27 protein-coding genes and 1 tRNA gene are annotated in these 24,439 nt (G+C 70.8%); 23 read left to right on the top strand and 5 right to left on the bottom strand.

Annotated features, from left to right (window positions below; genetic code table 11):
• Window positions 1–1,839 (top strand): IucA/IucC family protein, encoded by a 1,839-nt coding sequence (locus ACU6P3_RS11225; protein WP_447197848.1) that lies wholly within the window; start codon window positions 1–3, stop codon window positions 1,837–1,839.
• A gap of 78 nt (window positions 1,840–1,917) precedes the next feature.
• On the opposite strand, the gene ACU6P3_RS11230 is transcribed toward ACU6P3_RS11225, so the two are convergent.
• Window positions 1,918–3,696 (bottom strand): beta-N-acetylhexosaminidase, encoded by a 1,779-nt coding sequence (locus tag ACU6P3_RS11230; protein WP_447196994.1) that lies wholly within the window; start codon window positions 3,694–3,696, stop codon window positions 1,918–1,920.
• Between the two features lie 235 nt (window positions 3,697–3,931).
• On the opposite strand from ACU6P3_RS11230, the gene ACU6P3_RS11235 reads away from it, so the two are divergent.
• The 3 genes from ACU6P3_RS11235 to glmS all read left to right on the top strand — a co-directional run bounded on the left by ACU6P3_RS11235 (window position 3,932) and on the right by glmS (window position 7,550).
• The gene (locus tag ACU6P3_RS11235) at window positions 3,932–5,173 is read left to right on the top strand and encodes a DUF4429 domain-containing protein (RefSeq protein ID WP_447196995.1); all 1,242 of its coding nucleotides are present in this window, start codon (window positions 3,932–3,934) and stop codon (window positions 5,171–5,173) included.
• A gap of 210 nt (window positions 5,174–5,383) precedes the next feature.
• A complete protein-coding gene (locus ACU6P3_RS11240) occupies window positions 5,384–5,659 on the top strand; it encodes a hypothetical protein (protein ID WP_447196996.1) in 276 nt (91 codons plus the stop codon).
• A 58-nt stretch (window positions 5,660–5,717) separates the two neighbouring features.
• A complete protein-coding gene (gene glmS, locus ACU6P3_RS11245; protein ID WP_447196997.1) occupies window positions 5,718–7,550 on the top strand; it encodes a glutamine--fructose-6-phosphate transaminase (isomerizing) in 1,833 nt (610 codons plus the stop codon).
• 132 nt (window positions 7,551–7,682) lie between these two features.
• Here the strand turns inward: glmS and ACU6P3_RS11250 are convergent, their stop codons facing one another.
• Together ACU6P3_RS11250 and ACU6P3_RS11255 are read right to left on the bottom strand one after the other, a co-directional pair.
• Window positions 7,683–8,261 (bottom strand): acetate uptake transporter, encoded by a 579-nt coding sequence (locus tag ACU6P3_RS11250; RefSeq protein WP_447196998.1) that lies wholly within the window; start codon window positions 8,259–8,261, stop codon window positions 7,683–7,685.
• A 201-nt stretch (window positions 8,262–8,462) separates the two neighbouring features.
• Window positions 8,463–8,984: a universal stress protein gene (locus tag ACU6P3_RS11255; protein WP_447196999.1), complete on the bottom strand. Its 522-nt coding sequence runs from the start codon at window positions 8,982–8,984 to the stop codon at window positions 8,463–8,465.
• A gap of 1,546 nt (window positions 8,985–10,530) precedes the next feature.
• Here ACU6P3_RS11255 and ACU6P3_RS11260 point away from each other — a divergent pair.
• The 4 genes from ACU6P3_RS11260 to ACU6P3_RS11275 all read left to right on the top strand — a co-directional run bounded on the left by ACU6P3_RS11260 (window position 10,531) and on the right by ACU6P3_RS11275 (window position 13,962).
• A complete protein-coding gene (locus tag ACU6P3_RS11260; protein ID WP_030748508.1) occupies window positions 10,531–11,751 on the top strand; it encodes a GlxA family transcriptional regulator in 1,221 nt (406 codons plus the stop codon).
• Between the two features lie 10 nt (window positions 11,752–11,761).
• Window positions 11,762–12,364, top strand: a complete 603-nt coding sequence (orn, locus tag ACU6P3_RS11265) for an oligoribonuclease (protein ID WP_030748509.1) — start codon at window positions 11,762–11,764, stop codon at window positions 12,362–12,364.
• Window positions 12,365–12,522: 158 nt separating this feature from the next.
• Window positions 12,523–12,595: transfer RNA gene (locus tag ACU6P3_RS11270), tRNA-His, on the top strand.
• Window positions 12,596–12,705: 110 nt separating this feature from the next.
• Window positions 12,706–13,962, top strand: a complete 1,257-nt coding sequence (locus tag ACU6P3_RS11275) for a tyrosine-type recombinase/integrase (protein WP_447197000.1) — start codon at window positions 12,706–12,708, stop codon at window positions 13,960–13,962.
• Here the strand turns inward: ACU6P3_RS11275 and ACU6P3_RS11280 are convergent.
• The gene (locus ACU6P3_RS11280; protein WP_447197001.1) at window positions 13,959–14,108 is read right to left on the bottom strand and encodes a hypothetical protein; all 150 of its coding nucleotides are present in this window, start codon (window positions 14,106–14,108) and stop codon (window positions 13,959–13,961) included. The two genes, ACU6P3_RS11275 and ACU6P3_RS11280, sit on opposite strands and share 4 nt — an antisense overlap.
• Before the next feature lie 273 nt (window positions 14,109–14,381).
• Entirely contained in the window at window positions 14,382–14,828 is a 447-nt protein-coding gene (locus ACU6P3_RS11285) for an XRE family transcriptional regulator (RefSeq protein ID WP_447197002.1), read from the bottom strand.
• Between the two features lie 288 nt (window positions 14,829–15,116).
• Between ACU6P3_RS11285 and ACU6P3_RS11290 the strand changes: the two genes are divergently transcribed.
• From ACU6P3_RS11290 to ACU6P3_RS11360, 15 genes are all read left to right on the top strand, one after another.
• Window positions 15,117–15,386 (top strand): helix-turn-helix domain-containing protein, encoded by a 270-nt coding sequence (locus tag ACU6P3_RS11290; RefSeq protein ID WP_447197003.1) that lies wholly within the window; start codon window positions 15,117–15,119, stop codon window positions 15,384–15,386.
• Complete coding sequence (locus ACU6P3_RS11295; RefSeq protein WP_447197004.1) at window positions 15,383–15,643, top strand: helix-turn-helix domain-containing protein; 261 nt, start codon at window positions 15,383–15,385, stop codon at window positions 15,641–15,643. Before ACU6P3_RS11290 ends, ACU6P3_RS11295 begins: the two co-directional genes overlap by 4 nt.
• A gap of 84 nt (window positions 15,644–15,727) precedes the next feature.
• Window positions 15,728–16,180, top strand: coding sequence for a DUF6197 family protein (locus tag ACU6P3_RS11300; RefSeq protein ID WP_447197005.1), 453 nt, complete (start codon window positions 15,728–15,730; stop codon window positions 16,178–16,180).
• Complete coding sequence (locus ACU6P3_RS11305; RefSeq protein WP_447197006.1) at window positions 16,177–16,908, top strand: hypothetical protein; 732 nt, start codon at window positions 16,177–16,179, stop codon at window positions 16,906–16,908. The genes ACU6P3_RS11300 and ACU6P3_RS11305 overlap by 4 nt, the downstream gene beginning before the upstream one ends.
• The gene (locus ACU6P3_RS11310) at window positions 16,908–17,051 is read left to right on the top strand and encodes a hypothetical protein (RefSeq protein ID WP_447197007.1); all 144 of its coding nucleotides are present in this window, start codon (window positions 16,908–16,910) and stop codon (window positions 17,049–17,051) included. The genes ACU6P3_RS11305 and ACU6P3_RS11310 overlap by 1 nt, the downstream gene beginning before the upstream one ends.
• Entirely contained in the window at window positions 17,044–17,415 is a 372-nt protein-coding gene (locus ACU6P3_RS11315) for a hypothetical protein (RefSeq protein WP_447197008.1), read from the top strand. The genes ACU6P3_RS11310 and ACU6P3_RS11315 overlap by 8 nt, the downstream gene beginning before the upstream one ends.
• Complete coding sequence (locus tag ACU6P3_RS11320) at window positions 17,412–18,179, top strand: hypothetical protein (protein ID WP_447197009.1); 768 nt, start codon at window positions 17,412–17,414, stop codon at window positions 18,177–18,179. Before ACU6P3_RS11315 ends, ACU6P3_RS11320 begins: the two co-directional genes overlap by 4 nt.
• Entirely contained in the window at window positions 18,179–19,225 is a 1,047-nt protein-coding gene (locus tag ACU6P3_RS11325) for a YqaJ viral recombinase family nuclease (protein ID WP_447197010.1), read from the top strand. Before ACU6P3_RS11320 ends, ACU6P3_RS11325 begins: the two co-directional genes overlap by 1 nt.
• Window positions 19,222–20,016 carry an ERF family protein gene (locus tag ACU6P3_RS11330; protein WP_447197011.1) on the top strand — a complete coding sequence of 265 codons (795 nt, stop codon included), beginning with the start codon at window positions 19,222–19,224 and terminating at the stop codon, window positions 20,014–20,016. Before ACU6P3_RS11325 ends, ACU6P3_RS11330 begins: the two co-directional genes overlap by 4 nt.
• A 99-nt stretch (window positions 20,017–20,115) precedes the next feature.
• Window positions 20,116–21,594 (top strand): DNA cytosine methyltransferase, encoded by a 1,479-nt coding sequence (locus ACU6P3_RS11335; protein ID WP_447197012.1) that lies wholly within the window; start codon window positions 20,116–20,118, stop codon window positions 21,592–21,594.
• Window positions 21,591–21,827: a hypothetical protein gene (locus ACU6P3_RS11340; RefSeq protein ID WP_447197013.1), complete on the top strand. Its 237-nt coding sequence runs from the start codon at window positions 21,591–21,593 to the stop codon at window positions 21,825–21,827. Before ACU6P3_RS11335 ends, ACU6P3_RS11340 begins: the two co-directional genes overlap by 4 nt.
• A 243-nt stretch (window positions 21,828–22,070) precedes the next feature.
• Window positions 22,071–23,036: a hypothetical protein gene (locus tag ACU6P3_RS11345; RefSeq protein WP_447197014.1), complete on the top strand. Its 966-nt coding sequence runs from the start codon at window positions 22,071–22,073 to the stop codon at window positions 23,034–23,036.
• Window positions 23,033–23,722, top strand: a complete 690-nt coding sequence (locus ACU6P3_RS11350; RefSeq protein WP_447197015.1) for a zinc finger domain-containing protein — start codon at window positions 23,033–23,035, stop codon at window positions 23,720–23,722. The genes ACU6P3_RS11345 and ACU6P3_RS11350 overlap by 4 nt, the downstream gene beginning before the upstream one ends.
• Window positions 23,719–23,892, top strand: a complete 174-nt coding sequence (locus ACU6P3_RS11355) for a hypothetical protein (RefSeq protein ID WP_447197016.1) — start codon at window positions 23,719–23,721, stop codon at window positions 23,890–23,892. Before ACU6P3_RS11350 ends, ACU6P3_RS11355 begins: the two co-directional genes overlap by 4 nt.
• 20 nt (window positions 23,893–23,912) lie before the next feature.
• Window positions 23,913–24,362: a WhiB family transcriptional regulator gene (locus ACU6P3_RS11360; RefSeq protein ID WP_447197017.1), complete on the top strand. Its 450-nt coding sequence runs from the start codon at window positions 23,913–23,915 to the stop codon at window positions 24,360–24,362.
• Window positions 24,363–24,439 lie beyond the last annotated feature (77 nt).

The following is a 24,439-nucleotide window of genomic DNA, read 5'->3' on the forward strand; positions in this document are numbered from 1 at the left end:
ATGAGTCCGGCGAGCACCACCGGCCGGTCCCCCGACATCACCGCGAGCGTCTCCCACCTGACCCCGGACCTCTGGGACCGGGCGGGACGGCTGCTCATCCGCAAAGCCCTCGCGGAGTTCTCGCACGAGCGCCTGCTGACGCCCGAGCCGCTGGGCGGGGGCCGCTACCGGGTGCTCACTGACGCCGAGGACGTCGAGTACCGCTTCACCGCGCGGCGGTTCGCCCTGGAGCACTGGCAGGTCTCCGCCGACTCCGTCCGGCGCTTCCGCGCCGACGACGGCACCGAACTCCCGCTGGATCCGCTGGAATTCTTCATCGAGCTGCGCGGCGCGCTCGGGCTGTCCGCCGAGGTGCTGCCCGTGTACCTGGAGGAGATCTCCTCCACCCTCGCGGGCACGGCGTACAAACTCACCAAGAAGCCGGTGTCCTCCGCCGAGCTGGCCACCGCCGGCTTCCAGGAGATCGAGACCGGGATGACCGAGGGCCACCCCTGCTTCGTCGCCAACAACGGCCGGCTCGGGTTCGGCGTGGACGAGTACCGCGCGTACGCCCCCGAGGCGGCGCGGCCCGTCCGGCTGGTCTGGCTCGCGGCCCGCCGGGACCGGGCCACCTTCAGCGTGGGCGCCGGGCTCGACTACGCCTCCCTGATCGGCGGGGAGCTGCCGGCCGCCACGCGTGAGCGGTTCGACGGGGTCCTGCGCGGCCAGGGGCTGGACCCGGACGACTACCTCCTGATCCCGGTGCACCCCTGGCAGTGGTGGAACAAACTGTCCGTCACCTTCGCCGCCGAACTGGCACAGCGGCACCTGGTCTGCGTGGGCGAGGGCGAGGACGCGTACCTGGCCCAGCAGTCGATCCGTACGTTCTTCAACACGAGCGCCCCGGCCAAGCACTACGTCAAGACCGCTCTCTCCGTCCTCAACATGGGCTTCACACGCGGGCTCTCCGCCGCGTACATGGAGGCGACCCCGGCCATCAACGACTGGCTCGCGGGGCTGGTCGAGAGCGACGAGCGGCTGCGCGCGGCCCGCTTCTCGATCATCCGGGAGCGGGCGGCGGTCGGCTACCACCACCGCCAGTACGAGGCGGCCACCGCCAAGGGCTCCCCGTACCTGAAAATGCTGGCCGCGCTCTGGCGGGAGAGCCCGGTGCCCTCGCTCCGGGGCCGGGAGCGGCTCGCCACCATGGCGTCACTGCTGCACACCGACCGCGACGGCGCGTCCCTCGCGGGCGCGCTGATCGCCGAGTCGGGGCTGGCGCCGGCCGACTGGCTGCGCCGCTACCTGGACGTGTACCTGGTGCCCGTGCTGCACACGTTCTTCGCGTACGACCTGGTGTTCATGCCGCACGGCGAGAACGTGATCCTCGTCCTGGAGGACGGGGTCGTCAAGCGGACGATCTTCAAGGACATCGCCGAGGAGATCGCGGTGATGGACCCGCACGCCGTCCTGCCCCCGGCGGTGGAACGGATCCGCGTGGACGTGCCGGAGGACAAGAAGGCGCTGTCGATCTTCACCGACGTCTTCGACTGCTTCCTCCGCTTCCTGAGCGCGTCGCTGGTCTCGGAGGGGGTGCTGGACGAGGAGACCTTCTGGCGAACGGTGGCGGACCGCGTCCACGCCTACCAGGACTCGGTGCCCGAACTGGCCGACAAGTTCCGGCAGTACGACCTCTTCACCGAGGAGTTCGCGCATTCCTGCCTGAACCGGCTCCAGTTGCGTGACAACAAGCAGATGGTCGACCTCCAGGACCCGGCGGGCGGTCTCCAGTTCGCGGGAACGCTGGAGAACCCGATCGCGCCGTTCGCGGCACGGACGGAACAGATGTACGGGATGTAACGGACGCGAGAGGAACCGAGATCCCCAGCGGGCGGGCGCCGCGGGTGCGGCAGCACCCGCGGCGACCGCCCATACGCGTCACTCGTCGCCGGACCCGGCCCCGCTCCCGGCCCCGCTCCCGGTGGGCCACGGCACCAGTGGTGAGCGGTAGTAGTCGATCCCGAGCGCCGTCATCCGCGGCCCCTGGGCCGCCAGTCGGCTCCGGTACCCCTCCCAGCCGTGGCCGGCGGCTGGCGACCAGCCCAGTTCCGCGATACCGGGCAGCCGGGGGAAGGCCATGGACTCGAGCTGGTCACTCGTCGCCAGTGTCTCGGTCCACAGCGGTGCCTCGACGCCGAGCACGGCGTCCTCGGGCACTCCGGCGTCCGCCAGATAGGTGGCCGGGTTCCAGTCGTACGACCGGTCCACCTCGGTGTAGCCGGCCCACGCCTGCCCCAGTGCGGTGTTCTTGTCGTACTTCATGTCCAGGTATGCACGGTCCGCCGGGGACAGGATCAGCCGCGTCCCCTTCTTCGCCGCGGCCGCGACCTGCGCGCGCTCGGCGGCGCCCGTGGCGTCGTAGCCCCAGTACTGGGCCACGGCTCCCTCGGCCGGCGTCGCCCCGGTCAGCTGGTGCCAGCCGACGACCGTCTTGCCGTACTTCGCCACGGCGGCCTGGGCGCGTTCCATGAAGGCGACGTAGTCGGCGTGGCTGGTCGCGTGCGCCTCGTCACCGCCGATGTGCAGGTACCGCCCGGGGGTGAGCGCGGCCAGCTCGCGCACGACGTCGTCCACGAAGTCGTACGTCACCTCCTTCGACGCGCACAGCGAGCTGAATCCGACGGCCGTGCCCGTGTAGAGCGGGGGCGCGACACCGTCGCAGTTCAGCTCGGCGTACGAGGCGAGCGCGGCGTTGGTGTGGCCGGGCATGTCGATCTCCGGGACCACCTCCAGGTGGCGGGACGCGGCATAGCTCACGAGTGCGCGGTACTGGGCCTTGGTGTAGTGGCCGCCGGGCCCGCCGCCGACCTGGGTGGAGCCGCCGTACGTGGCCAGCCGCGGCCAGGAGTCGATCGCGATCCGCCAGCCCTGGTCGTCGGAGAGGTGCAGGTGCAGCTTGTTGATCTTGTAGAGCGCGAGCTGGTCGATGTAGCGCTTGACCTGGTCCACCGTGAGGAAGTGCCGGGAGACGTCCAGCATCGCGCCCCGGTAGGCGTAGCGCGGGGTGTCGAGGATGGTGCCGCCGGCGATCCGCCAGGGGCCGGGCTGCGGGGAGCGCCGCTCGACCGAGGCGGGGAGCAGCTGGCGCAGGGTCTGTACGCCGTGGAAGAGCCCGGCGGGCGCGCGGGCGGTGAGGGTGACGCCGCCGGGCCCTGACTCCAGCCGGTAGCCCTCCCGGCCCAGGTCCCGGCCGTCCTTCCCGGCGCGCGAGGCGATCCGCAGCCGGATGCCCTGGCCGCCGGGGCGGTCGGTGACCGGCAGGGCGTAGCCGGTGGCGGGTCGCAACAGCCCGGCCAGGTAGGACGCGACACCGCGTTCCTCGCGGCTGTCGGCCAGGATCCGGGTCCGCGCGCTCAGGGCATACGGCGCGCCGCCCGGCCGGACCTCGGCGGGAGCGGGGACGACCTGGCCGAGCGGGCGGGCGGCGGAGGTGCCGGTGGAGGAGGCCGAGGAGGCGGCTGAGGAGGCGGCTGAGGAGGCGGCTGAGGAGGCGGCGAGGGCGGTACCGGATCCGGTTCCGGTACCGGCGCGGCTGCCGTCGCCGTTGCCGGAACCGGTGGAGCCGCGCTCCGGTGCGGCCGCCACGCCGGACGCGACCGCCGCGACGACCAGCAGGAGCGAACCGAACAGACGGGGCAGGGTGCCACGAGGTCTCACAAGGTTTCCCTTCGACGGACGCTGATGGGCACTTTCGACGGGTACTACGGGTACTCACGTGCGGTGCCGGTCGACGCCCGCGGTGTCGGTCGAGGATGCTCGCGGTTCCGGACGTCACGCGCGCCGACGGGCGAACGAACTGTCCCATGGGACCCGGGCGGCCCGTTCGTGGTCAAGGTGTAGACCAATTCCCACGGAATGCCGGACGCCGGCGGTCCGGTGAAACAATCCCCGCATGGCGGAAATCCTCCAGAAGGACGGCACCTGGACCTTCGACGGCGAGACGGTCCGCATCGTGCCGGGCAACGACAAGGGTGTGAGCCTGCTCCGCAGGACGCTCGGTGAAATCGCCGTACCGTTGGGAGCGTTGGCAGGGATCTCGTTCGAGCCGGGCCGCAGGTCCGGTCGGCTGCGGCTGCGCCTGCGGGACGGCGCCGATCCGCTGCTGGCGATCACGGGCGGCCGGCTGGACGGCGGCTCCGACCCGTACCGGCTGACCGTGGAGAACAGCCGCGCGGGCGTCGCCGAGTACCTCGTGGACGAGGTGCGCAACGCGCTGCTGCTCGACCAGGTCCCCGCCGGGCCCACGGACCGCTATCTGCTGCCGGGGCCCGCCCTGCCGATCACCGTGGGAGCGGGCGACGGGACGGTCGGGTTCGACGGCGAGCGGATCCGGCTGGAGTGGAACTGGAAGACGGAGAGCGCCAAGGCCTCCGGTGGTCCGAGGACCCTCGCGCTCGGCGACGTGGAAGCCGTGGAGTGGCTGCCCAGCGCGGGGCTGGAGAACGGCTATCTGCGGTTCCTCGTGACGCGGGCACCCGCGTCGACCCCGCCGAAGTACGACCCGAACGCCGTGGAGCTGTGGGGCTTCAAGAAGGACCCGCTGGTGGCGCTCGTGGGTGCGGCGGTGGTGGCGCGGCTGCCGCACCCGTACGGGACGGGCTCGACACCGGTCACGGGCGCCGACGGCACCCGCCCGGGGCTCGGCACGGCCCCGGGGACGGCGGGCGGCACCACCGGACACGCCACGGCCGCCACGGGCGCCGCCGCCGTGCCCGGCACCGCGACGGCGGGGACCCGCGCGGCAGCGCCCGGGACGCGCCGGCCGGGCGACGGGACCGCCGGGCCCCACACGCTCGCAGGTACAGGCACAGGCACAGGGACAGGGATGGGCGCGAGTACGGGCGCGGGCAGCGCCACCGTCGCCGGGCAGCAGGCCGGAGCGCCCGCCGCGTCCGGAACCACCGGGTACGAGACGACCGGAGCGCCGTCGGCCGAGGCCCTCGCGGGCGCGAAGACATCCCCGGCCAAACCACCGGCCGACTCGGCCGCGGCCGCCACCCCCGCCCCCACCGGCGGGGACGACCCCGACGCACTGCTGCGCCGTCTGCGGGAGCTCGGCGAACTGCACCAGGCGGGGATCCTGACCGCCGAGGAGTTCAGCGCGGCCAAGCAGGCCGTGCTGCGCCGGCTCTGACCGCTCCGACCCCCCTCGCACCGACCGCCGCTCGGCCCTCCGTCGCTCGGCTCTTCTGCCCCGCCGCTCGGCCCGCCGCGCCTCGGCCGTACCCTCCCTCCTCTCACCGAAACCTCACTCGGCTCTCATCCACCCCCGAAAAGAGGCACCTCCTGCCCGATTCCGGGCAGATTTCTTGCAAACCGCCCCGCGTACCCGCAATATCAACGGGTGCTCGAACGCCGCGCGTCCCACGACGACCTCATCGACCATCTGGTCCGCAGCACCTCGCTCCAGCGAGGTGAGGCCGCCCGGGTGGTGCTCGACGTACTGGCGTACTTCGACGAGACGACCGAGGAGTTCGTCCGCCGCCGCCACCGGGAGATGCAGTCGGGCGGCGGCACGAACGCGGAGATCTTCGAGCGGATCGCGGCCGAGCTGCCGCACCGGGCGGTGGCGCCTCCGGAGCTCACGATCCGGCAGCTGCGCCGGATCGTCTACGGCTGATCCGCGCGGCGCGCTCACCGGCCGGGCACACAACGTTCATCGCGAGGAGTAGGACCATATGTGCGGAATCGTCGGATACATCGGCAAGCGTGACGTGGCTCCGCTGCTGCTGGAGGGCCTGCAGCGGCTGGAGTACCGCGGGTACGACTCCGCCGGCCTGGTGATCACCGGAAAACCGGCCTCGGGCAAGACATCGGCCACGCTCAAGATGGTCAAGGCCAAGGGCCGCGTCCGCGATCTGGAGGCCCGGGTCCCCAAGCGCTTCGCGGGCACCACCGGCATCGCGCACACCCGCTGGGCCACCCACGGCGCCCCGAGCGACGAGAACGCCCATCCTCACATGGACCCCGAGGGCAAGGTCGCCCTCGTCCACAACGGGATCATCGACAACGCCGACGAGCTCCGGACCAAGCTCGTGTCGGACGGCGTGGTGTTCCTCTCGGAGACCGACACCGAGGTCGTCACCCATCTCATCGCCCGCTCCCATGCCCCCACGCTGGAGGAGAAGGTCCGGCAGGCCGTCCGCACGATCGAGGGCACGTACGGCATCGCCGTGATGCACGCCGACTTCCCGGACCGCATCGTCGTCGCCCGCAACGGCTCGCCGGTCGTGCTCGGGATCGGCGAGAAGGAGATGTTCGTCGCCTCCGACGTGGCCGCGCTGGTATCCCACACGCGCCAGGTCGTCACGCTCGACGACGGTGAGATGGCGACGCTGAAGGCCGACGACTTCCGGACGTACACGACGGAGGGCTCCCGCACCTCGGCCACGCCGACCACCGTGGAGTGGGAGGCCGAGTCGTACGACATGGGCGGCCACGACACGTACATGCACAAGGAGATCTCGGAGCAGGCGGACGCCGTGGACCGGGTACTCCGTGGCCGGATCGACGACCGGTTCTCCACCGTGCACCTGGGCGGTCTCAACCTGGACGCCCGGGAGGCGCGCGGGGTGCGCCGGGTCAAGATCCTCGGCTGCGGCACCTCGTACCACGCGGGCCTGATCGGCGCGCAGCTGATCGAGGAGCTGGCGCGGATCCCCGCCGACGCCGAGCCGGCCTCCGAGTTCCGCTACCGCAACCCGGTCGTGGACCCGGACACGCTCTACGTGGCGGTCTCGCAGTCCGGTGAGACGTACGACGTGCTCGCGGCGGTGCAGGAGCTGAAGCGCAAGGGCGCGCGGGTCCTGGGCGTGGTCAACGTCGTCGGCTCGGCGATCGCGCGGGAGACGGACGGCGGCGTGTACGTGCACGCGGGCCCGGAGGTCTGCGTGGTGTCCACCAAGTGCTTCACCAACACCGTGGTCTCGTTCGCGCTGCTGGCCCTGCACCTGGGCCGGATCCGCGACCTGTCGGTGGCGGACGGCAAGCGGATCATCGAGGGGCTGCGGAAGCTGCCCGCGCAGATCTCCGAGATCCTGGCGTCGGAGGACGACATCGCGAAGCTGGCGCAGGAGTACGCCGGCGCCAACTCGATGATGTTCATCGGCCGGGTGCGCGGCTATCCGGTGGCGCTGGAGGCGTCGCTGAAGCTGAAGGAGATCTCGTACATCCACGCCGAGGCGTACCCGGCCTCGGAGCTGAAGCACGGCCCCCTCGCGCTGATCGAGCCGGCGCTGCCGACCGTGGCGATCGTCCCGGACGACGAGTTGCTGGAGAAGAACCGCGCGGCGCTGGAGGAGATCAAGGCCCGCAGCGGCCCGATCCTGGCGGTGGCGCACGCGCCGCAGGAGAAGGCGGACCACACGATCGTGGTGCCGAAGAACGAGACCGAACTGGACTCGATCCTGATGGGCATCCCGCTCCAGCTCCTCGCCTACCACACGGCGTTGGCACTGGGCCGGGACATCGACAAGCCCCGCAACCTGGCGAAGTCCGTGACCGTCGAGTAGTCGAGCAGTCGGGTAGTCGGGCAACGGATCGCCGTCGGCCTTCCCGGTGGATGTCCACCGGGAAGGCCGACGGCCGTTACGCCGCGGCTGTCACACGCAGGCCGTCACGCCCCGGCCGTCACGCCCCGGCCGTCACGCCCCGGCCGTCACGCCCTGGGCGGCGGCACGCCGGCGCGGCAGCGGCAGGGGCCAGTCGGCGAGTGCGGCGGTCGCCCCGTACCAGGAACAGAGCCCCGCCATGGCCGCGAACCAGCCACCCGCCCGGACGGCGCCCCCGCTGCCGGCGAACTGACCGACGGCGAGCAGCAGCAGGGCCACGGCGAACAGTCCGTAGACACACTGGACGACGGGCCCGGCCGCCGCGGAACCGGCGGTCAGGCTGACCACCAGCAGCGCCCACAGGACCAGGAAGAGACCCGCCGCCTGCGGGGACATCCGGTGCCCCACACCGGTGCCCCAGGTGAACCAGAAGGCGCCGAGCGCCGCGAAGGCCGTGCCCGCGAACGCGTCACCCGCGCGGAACTGGAACAGCCCCGCGACGAAGAGCCCGATCCCGCCGAGGTACAGCGCGAGGGGCACCGCCGCGACCGCCGTCACACCGTGTATGACGCCGGTGTGACCGATTCCGAAGGCGAGCAGGGTCAGTCCGAGGGCGAGATGGCCGAGCACCCACGTCGATGTGGCGCTTCCCCCGGAGACGGCACGGTCCACGGCGGGCTCCCTTCCTGATGTGCGGTCACGTTGTGTCCCAGCGACGGGGTTCGTACCCGCGGCGGGCACGTGATGCACCGCTCCCACGAGTGAATTCCCGCCGCTGACGATGGAGTTGACATGTACTCAGGAAATGAAGCCGGGCCCGAGGACCCGGAGAAGCCGGACGGCGCGGCGTGCCGTGCGGGCCCCGCGGAACCCCTACGGGATCACTACGACGGGGCGCTGCGCGCGGCGTGCGAGGCGTCCGGCCACCGAGCCGAAGATGCGCCCGACGACGCCGCTCGTGGAGCCGACGACGATCGCGTCCGCCGAGTACTCCTGGCCGACCTCTTCGAGCTCGTGGCAGATGTCGCCGCCGCGCTCGACCAGGATCCAGGGCACCTCGGCGAGATAGTCGGCGCAGGCCAGTTCCAGGCCGAGAACCTCGGTGCGATGGTCGGGAACGTCGACGAACACCGGGGGCTCGCAGCCCGCCCAGACGGTGGTCGGCAGCCGGTTGGCGACATGGACGATGATCAGACCGGAGCCGAGGCGCTTCGCCATGCCGATGGCGTACGCCAGGGCCCGTTCACTGGAGGTCGAGCCGTCGAAGCCGACCACCACTCCGTGCCGGAAGGCGGGATCGCAGGAGGCGCGCCTCTGCTCCGCCGCTCGCAGGCCCGACAGGGAGTCGGCTACCCGTTTGCGGTCTGCGGGTTCAGGGATTTCGTGACCGGCCATTGGCGTCTCGGCGAGGGAAGTCCTTTGATGAAGGAGGACAACTGGCGTGACGGGCGGAGCTGTGTCCGGGAATCATCTTCCCAAGCCCATACCCCAAAGGGTACGGCGACACTCCTCTCATGCCCAGAGACAGCTGCCCCACACGCGGCGTTCCAGGGAGCATGCACGAGGCCGCCCCGTATGGCAATGCCGGTTGGCAACTACAGCTGTCCCATGGCCGCCGCACGAGCCGTGCGACGGCCGCGCCGCCGCCCGCCGGGTGCCCGCCGCCGGTCACGCGGCCGTCCCTCACCGGTCACTCGAAGCGCTTTGACCACATGCGCCTCAGCGCCCCGCGCATGGAGGCGGAACAGCGGCGGCCGGAGTGGAGCCCGGCGCGAAAAGGGGCGCGAGCGGGCGGCCCGGCCAGGCGCCGCCGAGGGCCGCTCCGGCCGTCCCGATGGCCGCGTCGAGGCCGCTCCGGCCCAGCCCGGCTCCGGGGACCACGCCCGGCCGCGAGGGGCGCGGGCGCGGGCGCGCCGGGGCGCGTAGTCCCGCTCCGGGACGGACGTCCGCCCCGGGCACGAGACCCGGCGCGGGCCACCCCAGGACACTCTCGGAGCCATCGACGCGAGGGGCCGGGCGCGGACGGGGGCCGGCAGGGCCTCTCCGCGCCCCTGGACGCCCGGACCTCCCCGCCCCCTCCCCCGGAGCCCGGCGGGTGCCCGGAGGCCCGCCAGAGACTCCGTACGGGCCGCGCACGGCCCTGACGGCCCCACCGGCCGGCGCGGGAGGGGCACCAGGGCGTGCACAGGCTCGCGAAACCGCCCCCCCGGCCCGGAAAGGCCCAGCGCCGGCCGCACCCCGTCCCGGCCCCGTACGGTCACCGGACACCGGACACCGACCGGCCCCGTACCGCCCCTCCGTTCCGCCGAAACGAACCGGCCCCATGAAGCGCCGATCATTGGTCCTGACCACTCGCCGAAGCCACTATGGCCCGGGATCTCGCCCCCACCTCGGGCACTGCGCTACGCGCGGGCGCGCGATGGGGGGCGCGTATGCGCGGAACGTACGGAACGTCCGGAAGCCGGCGGTCGCAGAACCGGCCCTGGCCGGACCCGGCCAGACCCGGGGCGCGCACCGGGGCGCGCATACGGCAAAGTAGTGCGCCGGGGGATTTTGAGCGTCACACAAACGCACCCATCACTTTTCAGCCAACTTCCCTCGGGGGGAGAACCGTTGGTGAAATGGCCTGTCAACCCCCTTGCCACCAGCGAAGAAAGGACCAACACGGCCGTCCGCACCCTACGGGGACGGGCCATGCCTGCGAGGCCCACTTCCACTCGGGGCCCACGAGTGGAACGCTTCGTGATCGAATGCTTCGCGCCAAGTTGCCTTGTCGACATAGCGGCGGATGGAGAACTTGTCACGCCGACACCACGGAACACAGTAGATTCGATCATGAGTATCGAAGGCTGGGGACCCGTGCAAAACCGAGGGGAATCGTGCAGGAGCGAGAGGCCCGACAAGAACGGGGAGACGCGAACACCGAGGGGGGCTTAGCGCCATGAGCCAGGACTCCACTGCCGCACCGGAGTCAGGACGGAAACTGTCCGGGCGTCGCCGCCGGGAAGTTGTCGCCGTGCTGCTTTTCAGCGGCGGCCCCATCTTCGAGAGCTCCATCCCGCTCTCCGTGTTCGGAATCGACCGCCAGGACGCCGGCGTTCCCCGCTACCGCCTGCTCGTCTGCGCCGGGGAGGACGGACCGCTGCGTACCACCGGCGGGCTCGAACTCAGCGCGCCGTACGGGCTGGAGGCGATCAGCAGGGCGGGCACGGTGGTCGTACCGGCGTGGCGGTCGATCACATCACCACCACCACCGGAGGCGCTGGACGCTCTGCGCCGGGCGCATGAGGAGGGCGCGAGGATCGTCGGGCTGTGCACCGGCGCGTTCGTGCTCGCCGCGGCCGGCCTGCTCGACGGCCGGCCTGCCACCACCCACTGGATGTACGCGCCGACGCTGGCCAAGCGTTATCCGTCCGTCCACGTGGATCCGAGGGAGCTCTTCGTCGACGACGGCGATGTGCTCACCTCGGCCGGCACAGCGGCCGGAATCGATCTGTGCCTGCACATAGTCCGGACGGACCACGGCGCGGAGGCCGCGGGCGCGCTCGCCCGCAGGCTGGTCGTACCACCGCGCCGCAGCGGCGGGCAGGAGCGCTATCTGGACAGGTCTTTACCAGAGGAAATCGGCTCCGACCCGCTCGCGGAGGTCGTGGCCTGGGCGCTGGAGCATCTGCACGAGCAATTCGACGTGGAGACGCTGGCGGCCCGCGCGTACATGAGCCGTCGCACCTTCGACCGGCGGTTCAGGTCGCTCACCGGGAGCGCGCCGCTCCAGTGGCTGATCACCCAGCGGGTGCTCCAGGCACAGCGGCTGCTGGAGACCTCCGACTACTCGGTGGACGAGGTCGCTGGCCGCTGCGGCTTCCGCTCACCGGTGGCGCTGCGCGGGCACTTCCGCCGGCAGCTCGGGTCCTCGCCCGCGGCGTACAGGTCCGCCTACCGGGCCCGGCGCCCGCAGGGCGACCCGATGCCACCGGGGGTGATGGAGTCGGTCGTACCGGCCCAGGCGTCCGTGCACTCCCGGCGGACGGCGGCGGCCTCCAGCCCGTCCGGCGGGGCCTCGGCCTCGTCGACGGTGCCGGACCACGGCAAGCTGGGGACCGACATGTACGCAACAGGTCCCGGCCGTCCTGGCCTGCCCGGTCAACGGAGCGCCCCGTAGGGTAAGCCGTATGAACGATCGAATGGTGTGGATCGACTGTGAGATGACCGGGCTCTCGCTGACGGACGACGCGCTCATCGAGGTGGCCGCGCTGGTCACCGACTCGGAGCTGAACGTGCTCGGCGAGGGCGTGGACATCGTGATCCGCCCGCCGGACGCGGCGCTGGCGACGATGCCCGAGGTGGTGCGGCAGATGCACACCGCCTCGGGCCTCCTCGACGAGCTGGCCGGCGGCACCACCCTGGCCCTCGCCGAGGAGCAGCTCCTGACGTACGTACGTGAGCACGTCAAAGAGCCCGGCAAGGCGCCGCTGTGCGGCAACACGGTCGGTACGGACCGCGGCTTCCTGCTCCGGGACATGCCGGAGCTGGAGGCGCACCTCCACTACCGCATCGTCGACGTCTCCTCGATCAAGGAGCTGGCTCGCCGCTGGTACCCGCGGGCCTACTACAACAGCCCGGAGAAGAGCGGCAACCACCGCGCGCTGGCGGACATCCGCGAGTCCATCGCGGAGCTGCGCTACTACCGGGAGGCGGTCTTCGTCCCCCAGCCGGGCCCGGACTCGGACGCGGCCCGGCAGATCGCGGCGAAGCACGTCCTGCGCGCGGAATGAGCCCGGTGCGGCCGCGGAGCGGGTACGGGAACGGCCCCGCCCGCGCCGCGTCCCCCGAGGCCGCCCGGCCCCCGCACCGCCCCGGGTAACGAGGGAGCGAGCACCCTCGCGGACCCTGTACACTTTTTCTCGGCCGGTCGGAAGAAGGACCGGTCGTGGTGGGTATAGCTCAGCTGGTAGAGCACCTGGTTGTGGTCCAGGATGTCGCGGGTTCGAGTCCCGTTACTCACCCTTGGTGATCAAGGCCCGACCTGCGGAAAGCAGGTCGGGCCTTCGTCGTCCCAAAATTTTGGGAACACGACGGGAACACAAACGCCCTCCGGCAGCCGTATCTTCCCCTCATGGCAAGCATCGTGGAACGACCCAAGAAGGACGGCACGGTCACCTATCAGGTCAAGTGGCGGCAGGACGGGCAATGGCAGACAGAGAACTTCGGCGACCCCGGCCCAGCCGCCCAGTTCAAGAACCTCGTCGAGGCACACGGCGGCCAGTGGCCCCACGGCTGGGTCCGCGGGAAAGGGTTCGTTGAGGAAGAGGCCGTCCCCGGCGACGTCCCGTTCGATGCCTGGGCCACACGCTACGTGGACCGCCTGACCGGCATCGAGAAACGGACCCGCGAGGACTACCACCGGGACATCCGCATCCACCTCTCTCTCCTCCGGCACGTCACTCCACAGGGACAGATGGTGCCGGCCACAATCGGCAACCTCACCCAGGACGACATCACCGACTGGGTCCGCGCCGAGGAGAAGGGCGAAAGGGACCCGGACGCCCCCACAAAGTGGCTCAGACGGCCGGCGGACCCGAAGAGCATCGCGAACCGGCACGGGTTGCTGTTCTGTATCGTCCAGGCCGCTCTCGACGCCACGCCCCAACTCCGCACAACGAACTGCTGCAAGAAGACCCGGCTCCCCCGCACAGACGACCACGTCGACGAGGAGATGACCTTCCTGGAGCGGGACGAGTACCAGCGAATCGCCGCAGAGATCCGCGATCCGGACGCGCGGGCACTCGCTGACTGGCTCGTCGGAACCGGCATGCGCTGGGGTGAGGCCACCGCACTTCAGGTCCGCGACCTCAACCTCAACTCCGACCGGCCGACCGCGTCCATTCAGCGGGCGTGGAAGAAGGCGGAGGTGGGCAGCCCCGGCGGCGCGTTCTATCTGGGGGCCCCGAAGACCAAGAAGGCTCGGCGGCTGGTGGCCCTGTCTCCGACGCAGGTGAGCATGGTCCGGGAGCTGGTCGCAGGACGGGCGCCGACCGACTTCGTGTTCCGCGCGGCCATGGGCGGCGAGTGGCGGCACGCGAATTACTACAACCGGAAGTGGAAACCCGCGGTCGCGGCGGCCGTCGCGAAGGGGCTACCGAAGAAGCCGCGGATCCACGACCTGCGGCACACGCAGGTGGCGTGGCTGATCGCGGCGAACGTGCCGCTCCCGGCAATCCAGATGCGGCTCGGACACGAGTCCATCTCCACGACGGTCGACCGCTACGGACATCTGGTCCGGGCGCTCGATGACGAGATCACAGCGGCTGTCGAGGCGGCGTTCGGCGCGTCAGCCCCGGTTACGAGGCTGCGCGCCGTGGCCACCGCTTAGGAGGCGTGACTGAACTGGGACGGTCCCCCGGCGGGGCCGCCCCAGTTCTGTTCCCAGAGCCTCTTCTTGGTGATGTAGCTGGTGTACTCGTTCAGCTCGGATCTGCACTTAGGGGTCATCTCGCCCACGACCACAAGCCAGATCATCTCGCCATCGCGTTCAGCCACTGCCACGGATCGGCCGCCTGGCAAGGAGGGGACGAACTCGAATCGCGCAGTGGCCGGCGCCTTCGCCGTGCCGTCGTCGTCGTGTGATGCCATCGATCCCCCTTGTGTGGGTAACGCCCCCTCGATCACTTGTTCGATCGAGGGGCTATTGCCTTCCATCGCCCCCCAGGCGGATCACCGACGATGCCACACGAGTCACCGTGTGACCAGACTTAACCTATGAGTCACAGAAAGTAGCATTCGTGGCCATTGCTACTGACCATCTCGCGAACGACTGAATGTTTGCGCGAACGCAATGAGCTGCGCCCGCTGCTCATCCGACATCTCGGCCAGCTCTGCCACCTGCGCCCGCTCCTCTTCGGACATCTCTCCGAGACGAGCCACGAGGAGGCGGGTCCGCCGATCTTCACTCCATACCTCGGAGACGGACTCGGGCTCCATCTCCAAGAACTGCGCAGCGACGGCCTCTTGAACGGTGCGCCGCGGGAGGGAGAGACCGGCAGCGAGGGCGCGAATCTGGATCGGAGTCGGGACGTCGATCGGCAACCCCTTCTCCACTTTGTTGATCCATCCGAACTTGGCCTGCTCGCCGGTGACGGGATCGACAGATCGCTTCTCCAGCTCGCGCAGACTGATCGCCAGAGCGGCGCGGCGGTCTCGGACGAGATCACCGAAGTCGGTTCGCTGCTGCTCAGCCATGGTCGCCATCCTGTCCACTCGCTCCCCATCGCTCACCGTGATGTCTATGTGACTGATCAGGAGTGCCGAGCCTTTCCCCTGATCAGAGGCTCGCCCTGTTCACGCGCCCCGACAGAGTGTCTACGGTAACGGCCATTGAGCGGTAGTGCCTCACGGGGGTATGGCCGATTCCACGCTCATGTTCACGCCCATAGACAACACGTCTACGGGCATGTACGGTTGGGCTTGTTCATGGAAACGCACACTCTGTCTATGGGGGTGAATGTGCGTAGTAATGAGGACTCCTACTTGCTGGTAAGCCGCGACCTGCTGGTCCTGCTGATGGAGCGAACCGGCGACGGGTCGAAGATCTCTATCAGGGAGCTGGCGGAAGAGGTCGGCGTCCACCCCAGCAAGATCGGCCATCTCCGCACAGGAGAGCAGAAGACCGCCGGTCGGGCAGTCGCTGTAGGAATCGCGAATCGGCTGGGAGTCGACGAACTGGTCCTCTGGGCCCCGATCGGGCGCACCGTGGCTGCGCCTCCCGAGGCGCCGGCCATCTCGGAGGCCGCCGCGTGAAGCGCCACACCTACCCGGAAGCTGCCGAGCAGCTCCGCGTGGAGGAGTCGTGGTTGCGGCGGCACATCAAGCGCCTGCCGCACTCGAAGAAGGGCCGCGTCGTGACGTTCTCCGATGCCGACCTGGAGCGCATCGACCAGATGTTTCACCACGAGCCGACGACGGGGCCTTTGGCTATTGCCCAGCTGGCTCCTGCCGGGGTCACGTCGCATCCGCTGGCGCATCTGAAGCCGCTGCCGACGCGGCGCAGCGCCTGATCTCACAAAGCGGGGCCGCCCGGACCGGGCCTGGTCCATGGCAGCCCCTCGGCAATCCACCCACACAAGAAGGAAGTGGATCACTTGAGTACACAGACTATCCGCCCCACGGATCTGCCCGCCGGTCACCGGCGGACGGTCCGGGTGGCGGTTCCGATGCCGAGGGCGACCTCGGTGGCGAGCACGTTCCGGATCGCGGCGCGGATCATCGCGGCGAATGGGCACCACCAGGGTGACTACTTTCCGGACCCGTTCGACCGGCGGCTGAAGACCGCGCACGAGCTGCGTCCCATGTCGATCGTCGCCGCGATCCGCTGCGCGGCGACTGGCAGCCCGAGGCGGTACAACTCGCTGTCCGAGGCCGCAATCAAGGTGCTGGCCAGCCGCTTGGAGGTGGAGGGCGAGCCCCCGTGGAGCGACGCCCCCCGCTGGCTTGAGAACCACGTCGATTGCTGGGGTGACGTGCCGGGGCGTTCGGCTGAGTCGGTTGTGTGCGTGCTGGAGGCGGCTGGGGACGCGTCGGAGGTGGCGGCATGAGTGCCTCGCGTGTGTCGGCGGCTGCGGGTGTGGTGCGCGCGGCGATGGAGCAGGGTCGGCGGACGGCTGCGGGGATCTCGGTGGCGTTGGAGTCGGCGGGGTTGTTGCAGTCGCCGGAGTCGGCGGCCGAGCTGACCGCGCTGCGGGCGCAGGTGGCGGCGGTGCGCGCCTTCGCGACCAGTCACGAGTACCGGTGGCTGCACGAACTCCTCGACGGACAGGCGGGGTACACGTACACCGCACCCGGCCCGGACGCTGAGGCCGAGCCCTACGTGTCACGGATCCTCCCTCGCCGGGACGCGGTCTGTGCTTGTGGGCACACCGGGCTGGACCACCACCACGGCGGCACAAAGTGCTGGGCTCACCTGCCGATGAGCCTCGGTGACCCCATCCGGATCTGCGAGTGCGCCAAGTTCTCCGAGGCGCCGGCCGTCGTGCCGGAGCCCGCGCCGCTGGTGGTGTACCGGGCGTCGCACGACTCGATCGACATGGGCATCTACACCACCCGCGAGGCCGCCCGCGAGCACTGCGAGGCGTACGTCCGCCGCGAGGAACCGGAGGGGAGCATCCTCCACCTCTCGTGGTGGACCGAGGACGTCGCCGACGACGAGGCGACCTACGAGCTGCACGTCACTCCGGCGGCCGTCGGCAGCACCATCCGGGCCACCGGCTACGTCGTGACGCCGCTGACGGTCGCCTCCGCGTACGACCCGGACGCGGAGGAGTGATGGACACCGTGATCCTCATCATCGCCGCCGCCTGCCTCACCTGGGGCCTCGGCTGCGCCGCCCTCGTCGTCGTGCTGGACGACCACCACCCCATCGACCGCCTGCACCAGCTGCTCCGCCACCTCGGAGGCCACCGTGGCTGACCACACGCCCGTTGACGGGCCCCACCGCATCCACATCCGCCGCACCCCCTCCGGGGTCGAGATGGACTCCAGCCACTTCATCGCCAGCCTTCTCGTCGCACTCGCCCGCGACTTCGACGAGGACGAGCAGGGCGTCGCCGAGGAGCTGCGCGAGATCGCCGCGCTCGACCGGTCCGCCCGGCACCAGGGCCCGGACTCTCACGCCACCCACGAACGCGACGCCCAGGTGGACGCGCTGCTCGATTCGCTCGGCGGCGGCAGTCAGTTGGTCTACGGGCCGCAGGTGGCCGCTCTGGCACGGTCTCTGCTGGCTGCGGGGCAGGTCGTTGCGGTCCCGACGCAGCGTGAGGCAGGTGCCGCATGAACGCCCGTGAACGCCTGGCAGCCATGATCCGCACCAACCCGGGCAGCATGACGGTCTGGTCGACGGTGGAGGCCAGCACCGCTCTGGACGCCTACCGCGACGAGGTGCTGGCCGAGGCCGCCGAGACGCTGGAGGCGCGCGGCTACCGCCTCCTGGGCGACATGGTCCGCAGCATCGTCACCGCCGGGCCGGAGGAGAAGGCCAGCGCCAGCACGGCGCCGACGGCCACTCCCCCCGCCCTCGAAGCCCGCCTCGCGCAGCTCCTCGACACCATCCGCACCCGCCTCGGCAAGTGGAGCACCGGCGTCGTGATGGAAGTCCGCCGGTCCACCGGCGGGCCCACGCAGCGCGGCACCGCCCGCCGGGACCTCGCCGAGCTGCACCGGCGCGGGCACCTCACCCAGCACGGCGCAGGAGACGGCCGCTACTACACCCTCACCCGAAAGAACGACCGCCCCCGCGAGACCGAGACGGGCGTGGCCGACGGCGAGATCCAGTTCGTCGGCTTCCCCCCGCTCACCCTCTCCCGCTGGACCCTCACCCAACTCGCCCCGGACTACTACGGCAAGACGTACATGCAGATCGGCGGCTGGCTCCCCAAGAGCCACCCCGCCGAACACAGGCCGGGCGGGACCGCGCAGATGACGTACGCCCACCTCCACGGCCACGCCATCCCCCGCGACCTCACCGTCCAGGTCGAGACCAAGGGCTACGGCACTCCCGGCCGCTTCATGAAGATCCAGTGGCGGAAGGACAACGCCTGATGCAGAAGACCGCGCTGGCCGGGGCTTCGGCCCCGGCCGCCGGCCGCCGGGTCACCCCCACCGGCCGCCTCATCCTCCCCGCCGACGCCGACCGCGAGAAGTGGCTCACCGCCCGCCGCTCCGGCCTCGGCTCCAGCGACATCGCCGCCATCCTCGGCATCAGCCGCCACGGCAACGCGCTCAGCGTCTGGCACGACAAGACCGGCGGGCTCCCGCTGGAGTCCGACGACAGCGAACCCGCCCTCTGGGGCCGCGCGTTCGAGGACACCGTGGCCCGCGAGTGGGCCCGCCGCAACCGCAGCGTGGTCCGCCGCGTCGGCCTCGTCGCGAACATCTCGCGGCCCTGGCAGATGTGCACCCTCGACCGGCGCGTCCTGGAGTGCCCCCTCGCCGACGGCCGCGAACGCTGCGCCGTCGAGATCAAATGCCGCGCCGCGTTCAAGGCAGGCCAGTGGCGCACAGGCGTCCCGGACGACGTCCTCGCACAGACCCTGTGGCAGGCCGACGTCTGCGGCTACGACCACATCCACGTCGGCTGCCTGATCGGCGGCAACGACTACCGCCAGTTCGTCGTACGGACGGCCGACCACCAGCAGTTGATCGAAGACCTGCGCGCCGCCGGAGCCCGAGCCTGGCAGCAGATCCTCGACCGGCGCCCGCCCGTCCTCCCCGCCGACGCGGACCCGGACGTCCTCCTCGATCTGTACGAGCAGCTCCACCCGCACCGCGCGGGCGCCGTCGACCTGACCCGCGACGGCGACGCGCAGGACGCCCTCGCCGACTACCTCGACGCGGGCAACGACGAGCGCGAAGCCAAGGCCCGGAAGAAGGCCGCGCTCACCACGATGCTCGCCGCGCTCGGCGGCGCCGACTCCGCGATCGTCCTGGACCGGCCGCTCTACAGCTACGACGAGACCAGCCGGACCCACGTCGACACGGCCCGGCTCGCGGAGCGCTGGCCCGACGCCTACGCCGACTGCGTCGAGGACCGCGTCTCGCGCCGCCTGAACATCCCCCGCGCCATCCGTGAGGAGCACAACGCATGAGCACGCTGACCGAGCGGGCGGCGGCTGCGGCCGGCCGCACCGACACCGCCGACGTACCGTTCGACCCGCCGCCGGCCGCCGTCTACCCGCAGGACGCCGCCTCGGCGCCGGACCCGATGGCGGACTACGAGCCGGGCGACGACGACCCCGAGATGGTGCCCGTCCACATCGCCTGGCTCCGCGTCCGCAAGGACGTCCGCGCCATCGCCAAGGGCGAGCAGTACAACGGCGGCGGCACCCGCTTCAACTTCCGCGGCGTCGACACCGTCGTCAACACCTTCGGACCGGTCACGCTGCGGCACGGCATCAACATCTTCCCCGTCGGCATCGACGCGGAGCACCGGGACACCACCACGTCCAAGGGCAACAAGATGCGCGAGTGCACCGTCACCGTCTCGTGGATGGTCATGGGCCCCAAGGGCGACACCCTGCCCGCGCTGCTGAAGACGCGAGGCGAGGCCCTCGACTCCGCCGACAAGGGCACCGCGAAGGCACAGTCCGTGGCGCTGCGCGTGCTGCTGCTGACCGGCGGCCTCACCCCGACGCACGACAAGGACCCGGACGCCTCGCACATCGAGCGCGGTGAGGCCCCGGTCCGCCCGGCGGTCCAGTACCTCGACGAGATCACCCACCCGCAGACCAGCGCCGGGCGGCTGCGGCAGATCCACTACGAGCTGGGCTCGACGCGTCAGCTCGGAACGCTGGTCACGAACGAGATCGGTGAGGAAGAGCAGATCGGCGCGATGGTCGTGCGGATCGGCAAGGAACGCGCCGCCGGGGCTGACCAGTGATCCCCACTCTGCGTATCGATCCGCCCGTCGCGGTTCCCGTCCTGGCTCCGGCCGGGGCGGGGGCGCGGCCCCTCGTCATCGGCCTCGACCGGTAGCACGATGACTCTCACCTTCACCGACATCTTCTGCGGCGCTGGCGGCTCCTCCACCGGACTCGTCGCCGCTGGCCTCGAACTCCGGCTCGCCGCGAACCACTGGCAGCGCGCCATCGAGACTCACGCCGCGAACCACCGCAACGCCGACCACCTCTGCGCCGACGTCAACAACTACGACATGCGGCGCCTGCCCAAGACCGATGTCCTCTGGGCATCCCCGATCTGCACCGAGCTAAGCCCCGCAGGCGGACGCCGCCGACGGACCACCGCCGGGCCCGGACAGGTCGCCCTGGAGGAGTTCGGGCCGATCAGCGCAGGCGCCTTCGACCGCACCCGAGCCACGTTCTGGGACGTCATCCGCGCTACCGAGGTCCACCGGTACAAGGCGGTCCTGGTCGAGAACGTCATGGAGGCCGCCAGCTGGGAGCTGTTTGACATCTGGCTCGCCGGGATGCGCACCCTCGGCTACAACATCCAGTTCGTGTCCCTGTCCTCCGCGCACGCCGGAGACGAGGACGGCAACGACCCCGCCCCGCAGTGGCGGGACCGGATCTACATCGTCTGTACCCGTGTGGGCATCCCGCTGCCCGACGTGCAGCCCCGCCCGCGGGCCTGGTGCCCGGTGTGCGAGGAGACCGTCACCGCCTTCCAGTCCTGGAAGAAGGACGGCCAGCGCCTCGGCAAGTACGGGCAGCAGTACGTGTATCGCTGCCCCAACGGGCCGCGATGCCGCCACGCGATCGTCGAGCCATACGTCCGCCCGGCCGCCTCGATCATCGACTGGTCGAACCTCGGAGTGCGCATCGGCGACCGCGAGACGCACGGCCTGCGCCCGCTCGCGGCGAACACCGTCACCCGCATCCGCAAGGGCCTCGATCTGCTCGGCGACCGCCGCATGGTCCTCACCGTCAACCACGGAGGGCACGACGGCCGGGCCTTCCCCGCCGACTCCGGGCCGCTCCCGGCGCGCACCGCGAAGATCGGGGACGCGGTCCTCGTCCCGTCGGGCGGCACCTGGAACACGACGTGCACGACGACGGCTGAGCCGATGCGCACTCGCATGGCGAACCCGAAGGGCTTCGAAGCTCTGGTGACGCCGCCGCCAGCCGACGACTCGTTCATCGTCACCCTGCGCCGCCACTCCAGCGCCCGCCCCGTCGCGGCCCCGATGGACACGGTCACCGGGCAGGGGCGACACCACTGGCTGGTCGTCCCGTACCGCAACGCGGCGACGAAGACGACCGGCGAGCCGCTGCACACTCTGGGCACCGTCGACTCGGCGGCGATCGCCTCACCGGCGCCCGCGCTGGAGGACTGCCACTACCGGATGATCCAGCCGCGCGAGCAGCTCCTCGCGCAGCGCTTCCCGGACGACTACATCGTCCTCGGCACCAAGGGCGAGCAGACCATGCAGGCCGGGAACGCGGTGTCCTGCAACGTCGCGCAGTGGCTCGGCCGTCGAGTGGCCGCGGTGCTCTCGTGACCTCCCGCATTCGCCGCCGCGCCCCGCCGGAGGACTACGTACCCGGGGCCCTCCTCGACTGGACGGACGGCTCCATCCACTGGTCCGGCCGCGAACTGCCCTGCCGCTACTGCGGGAAGGACACGCCGCTCCGCGACTCGAAGCGGTCCCCGGCACACAAGGTCTGCGCCGAGACCGCGCTCGCCATCCAGGCCGCCGAGGCAGCCGCGGCCTACCAGAACGGACACCTGTGACGCCCTGCGGCTCGCGTGAAACATCGCGGATCGATCCGCTAAGGCCAAGCATCACGCGGCTGAACTGCGGAAACGGGCACACACCTCGCCGACTCAAGATCGTGAAACCAATTTCAAGATTCAACTTGTCGGTGCCAGGTCGCTAATAGGAACTACGACCCCGCTCCACCGTCCGGGGCGGCCGGCCCCGAGCCCCGCCCCGGACGAGACACCGCAGCACCCGCACCTCCGAAGGAAGCGCACATGCCCTGGGTCCGCTTGGACGACAGATTCCCCTCGCACCGAAAGGTCGCGCTGCTGTCCGATCGCGCCTTTCGGCTGTACATCTCCGCCCTCTGCTGGTCCTCCGAGAACCTCACGGAAGGCCGCATCCTCGACCGCGAACTCCCCCTCGTGTCCCGCGTCCGCGGCCCGAAGTCCGCCGCCGCCGAGCTGGAGACCGCCGGACTGTGGGACCGGGCCAAAGACGGGTGGGAGATCCACGACTACCTGGAGTACAACCCGGACCGGGCACGGGTGCAGGCGGACCGCTCGGCGAACGCGGCTCGGCAGAAGGCGTTCCGCGACCGTAAGAAGGCCGAACGCGAAGCCGCCCGTAACGCTGAACGTAACGGCACCCGTAACGGCGTTACGGATCGGCCCGAAAACGAGCCCGGCAACACGACGGCGACACGAAACGAGCACGACGGCGACACGAACGCGACTCGAAGCGACCAGACAAACCCACAGTCACCGCAGGTCAACGAGATCCGTAACGGCGTTAGTAACGGCGCCCCGTCCCCATCCCCGTCCCAGGTTCCTCCTACGGAGGAACCACCTCCCCCTCCCCCCTCCACAAAAACGACCGGAAGCGACGTGGTCCCGGCATCGGGGATGAAGGAAATCCAACCCCTCATCGAGGCCATGAAGGCCCACGGCATGACCGTCTCCTGGCCCCTCCAGACCACCGAGTGGATCGACGTCCGCGACGCCATCCGCCGCGCCGGCATCCCCGCCCTCGTCGAACACGCCGCCCGCGTCTGGCAAGCCGCCCGCACCCCGCCCTACAGCGCCCGCTACTTCCTCCGCGGCTGGACCGGCCTCCAAAACGCCCCCACCTACACCGGCCCCCGCGCCATCGCAGGCCCCCCGTCCCCCGCCCAGAGCTACCTCGCCGACATGCAGGCCATCGCCGCCGAACTCCGCGCCACAGAAGGAGGCCAGTCATGAACCCGTCCGAAGTGCCCCAGCTCCTCGCCGAGATCGCCCTCGCAGACCCCCGAGTCCGCCGCGACGACGCCATCGAACGCCGCGCACAGATCCACATGTGGGCCGGCATCCTCGCCGCGGTGCCGTACGACTTCGCCGTCACGGCCGCGCAGCAGCACTACGCCAAGTCGAACTGGCCGATCCTCCCCGCCGACATCGCCACCCGCTGGCAGGCCACCGTGCGCGACCGCATGGACCGCCACACCGGCACGTTCGAGCCCACCGCGCACCCCCACGTGGACCCGGACGACATCCCCGGTTATCAGCAGGCGCTCCGCGCCGAGCGCCACGCGGTCGCCACCGGCCACGCCGAGCCCGTCGAACTTCGCGAACTCACCGCGGGCCCGGCCGCCGCCGATGTTCAGGCACGCCTCGACCGGATCGGCCGGTACGTCCCGGACCACGTCCGCGACTCGCTCACCGCCTACCGGCCCGTGCGCGCCGAACGCGAACTCGCCGCCCGCGAGGGACGACCGGACCCCCTCGACGTCGCATGCGCCTGGTGCCGCGCCCCCGAAGGCCAGCCCTGCCGCGACACCCGCACCAACCCCAAGGGCGGCCCCGTACGCACCCGCACACGCCGCACCGCGCACCCCTCCCGCGTCGACGCCGCCACCGCCGCCGCGAACGCCCGGAACGCCGCATGAGCCACATGCCGCAGGCCGCCATCACCACCATCGCCGCCGCCCTCGACGACTACCGCGACCAGATCCCCGCCGAACAGCAGACGCCCGACGGCGCCGCGGCCCACGTCGCCGCATACCTCCTCGCCAGCGGCTGGGGACTCCACATCACCGACGCGACCAACGCCGCCTGAACATCCGCCCGGAGCCACGCATGACCACCCGCGCGCCCAACACGCAGCCCGGCCGCTACGACTGGCACAACCAAGCCGCCTGCCGCGATCACCCGAACCTCTTCTTTCCCGACTCCGGCGGATACCACAACGCCCGCCCCCTCTGCGCCCCCTGCCCCGTCCGAGACCGCTGCCTCACCCAAGCCATGACCGCCGAGAACGGCCTCCCCACACCCTTCCGACACGGCATGTGGGGCGGCCTCACCCCCGAGGAACGCCACCAGCGGGACCGCGTCCGCACCCGCCAGGCCGAGACTCCGCAGCAGGAGAACGCCGCGCCCAAGATCCGCACCGGCGGCAAGCCCCTCGCTCCCTGCGGCACCCGATACGCCTACGAACGCCACGTCCGCCGCGGAGAGCACATCGACATCGACTGCCTCGACGCCTACGACGACTACCGGGCCAGCCGGCGCATCAACGCCGCCGCGTAGGGCCGGTGCTCGAGTGCGCACCCCCTACGCAGATCGTTAGCCAAACTAACGAATTGCGATGGGCCACACACACCGAA

This window comes from Streptomyces hebeiensis (assembly GCF_052983195.1).

What these genes read in the sequence shown, in the direction of transcription:
- ACU6P3_RS11330 (WP_447197011.1), top strand. Translation starts at nt 19,222, where the DNA reads ATGAGCACGCTGACCGAGCGGGCGGCGGCTGCGGCCGGCCGCACCGAC.
- ACU6P3_RS11335 (WP_447197012.1), top strand. Translation starts at nt 20,116, where the DNA reads ATGACTCTCACCTTCACCGACATCTTCTGCGGCGCTGGCGGCTCCTCC.
- glmS (WP_447196997.1), top strand. Translation starts at nt 5,718, where the DNA reads ATGTGCGGAATCGTCGGATACATCGGCAAGCGTGACGTGGCTCCGCTG.
- ACU6P3_RS11345 (WP_447197014.1), top strand. Translation starts at nt 22,071, where the DNA reads ATGCCCTGGGTCCGCTTGGACGACAGATTCCCCTCGCACCGAAAGGTC.
- ACU6P3_RS11355 (WP_447197016.1), top strand. Translation starts at nt 23,719, where the DNA reads ATGAGCCACATGCCGCAGGCCGCCATCACCACCATCGCCGCCGCCCTC.
- ACU6P3_RS11325 (WP_447197010.1), top strand. Translation starts at nt 18,179, where the DNA reads ATGCAGAAGACCGCGCTGGCCGGGGCTTCGGCCCCGGCCGCCGGCCGC.
- ACU6P3_RS11255 (WP_447196999.1), bottom strand. Translation starts at nt 8,984, where the DNA reads ATGGCCGGTCACGAAATCCCTGAACCCGCAGACCGCAAACGGGTAGCC.
- ACU6P3_RS11305 (WP_447197006.1), top strand. Translation starts at nt 16,177, where the DNA reads ATGAGTGCCTCGCGTGTGTCGGCGGCTGCGGGTGTGGTGCGCGCGGCG.
- orn (WP_030748509.1), top strand. Translation starts at nt 11,762, where the DNA reads ATGAACGATCGAATGGTGTGGATCGACTGTGAGATGACCGGGCTCTCG.
- ACU6P3_RS11285 (WP_447197002.1), bottom strand. Translation starts at nt 14,828, where the DNA reads ATGGCTGAGCAGCAGCGAACCGACTTCGGTGATCTCGTCCGAGACCGC.
- ACU6P3_RS11275 (WP_447197000.1), top strand. Translation starts at nt 12,706, where the DNA reads ATGGCAAGCATCGTGGAACGACCCAAGAAGGACGGCACGGTCACCTAT.
- ACU6P3_RS11310 (WP_447197007.1), top strand. Translation starts at nt 16,908, where the DNA reads ATGGACACCGTGATCCTCATCATCGCCGCCGCCTGCCTCACCTGGGGC.
- ACU6P3_RS11280 (WP_447197001.1), bottom strand. Translation starts at nt 14,108, where the DNA reads ATGATCTGGCTTGTGGTCGTGGGCGAGATGACCCCTAAGTGCAGATCC.
- ACU6P3_RS11225 (WP_447197848.1), top strand. Translation starts at nt 1, where the DNA reads ATGAGTCCGGCGAGCACCACCGGCCGGTCCCCCGACATCACCGCGAGC.
- ACU6P3_RS11350 (WP_447197015.1), top strand. Translation starts at nt 23,033, where the DNA reads ATGAACCCGTCCGAAGTGCCCCAGCTCCTCGCCGAGATCGCCCTCGCA.
- ACU6P3_RS11320 (WP_447197009.1), top strand. Translation starts at nt 17,412, where the DNA reads ATGAACGCCCGTGAACGCCTGGCAGCCATGATCCGCACCAACCCGGGC.
- ACU6P3_RS11360 (WP_447197017.1), top strand. Translation starts at nt 23,913, where the DNA reads ATGACCACCCGCGCGCCCAACACGCAGCCCGGCCGCTACGACTGGCAC.
- ACU6P3_RS11260 (WP_030748508.1), top strand. Translation starts at nt 10,531, where the DNA reads ATGAGCCAGGACTCCACTGCCGCACCGGAGTCAGGACGGAAACTGTCC.
- ACU6P3_RS11235 (WP_447196995.1), top strand. Translation starts at nt 3,932, where the DNA reads ATGGCGGAAATCCTCCAGAAGGACGGCACCTGGACCTTCGACGGCGAG.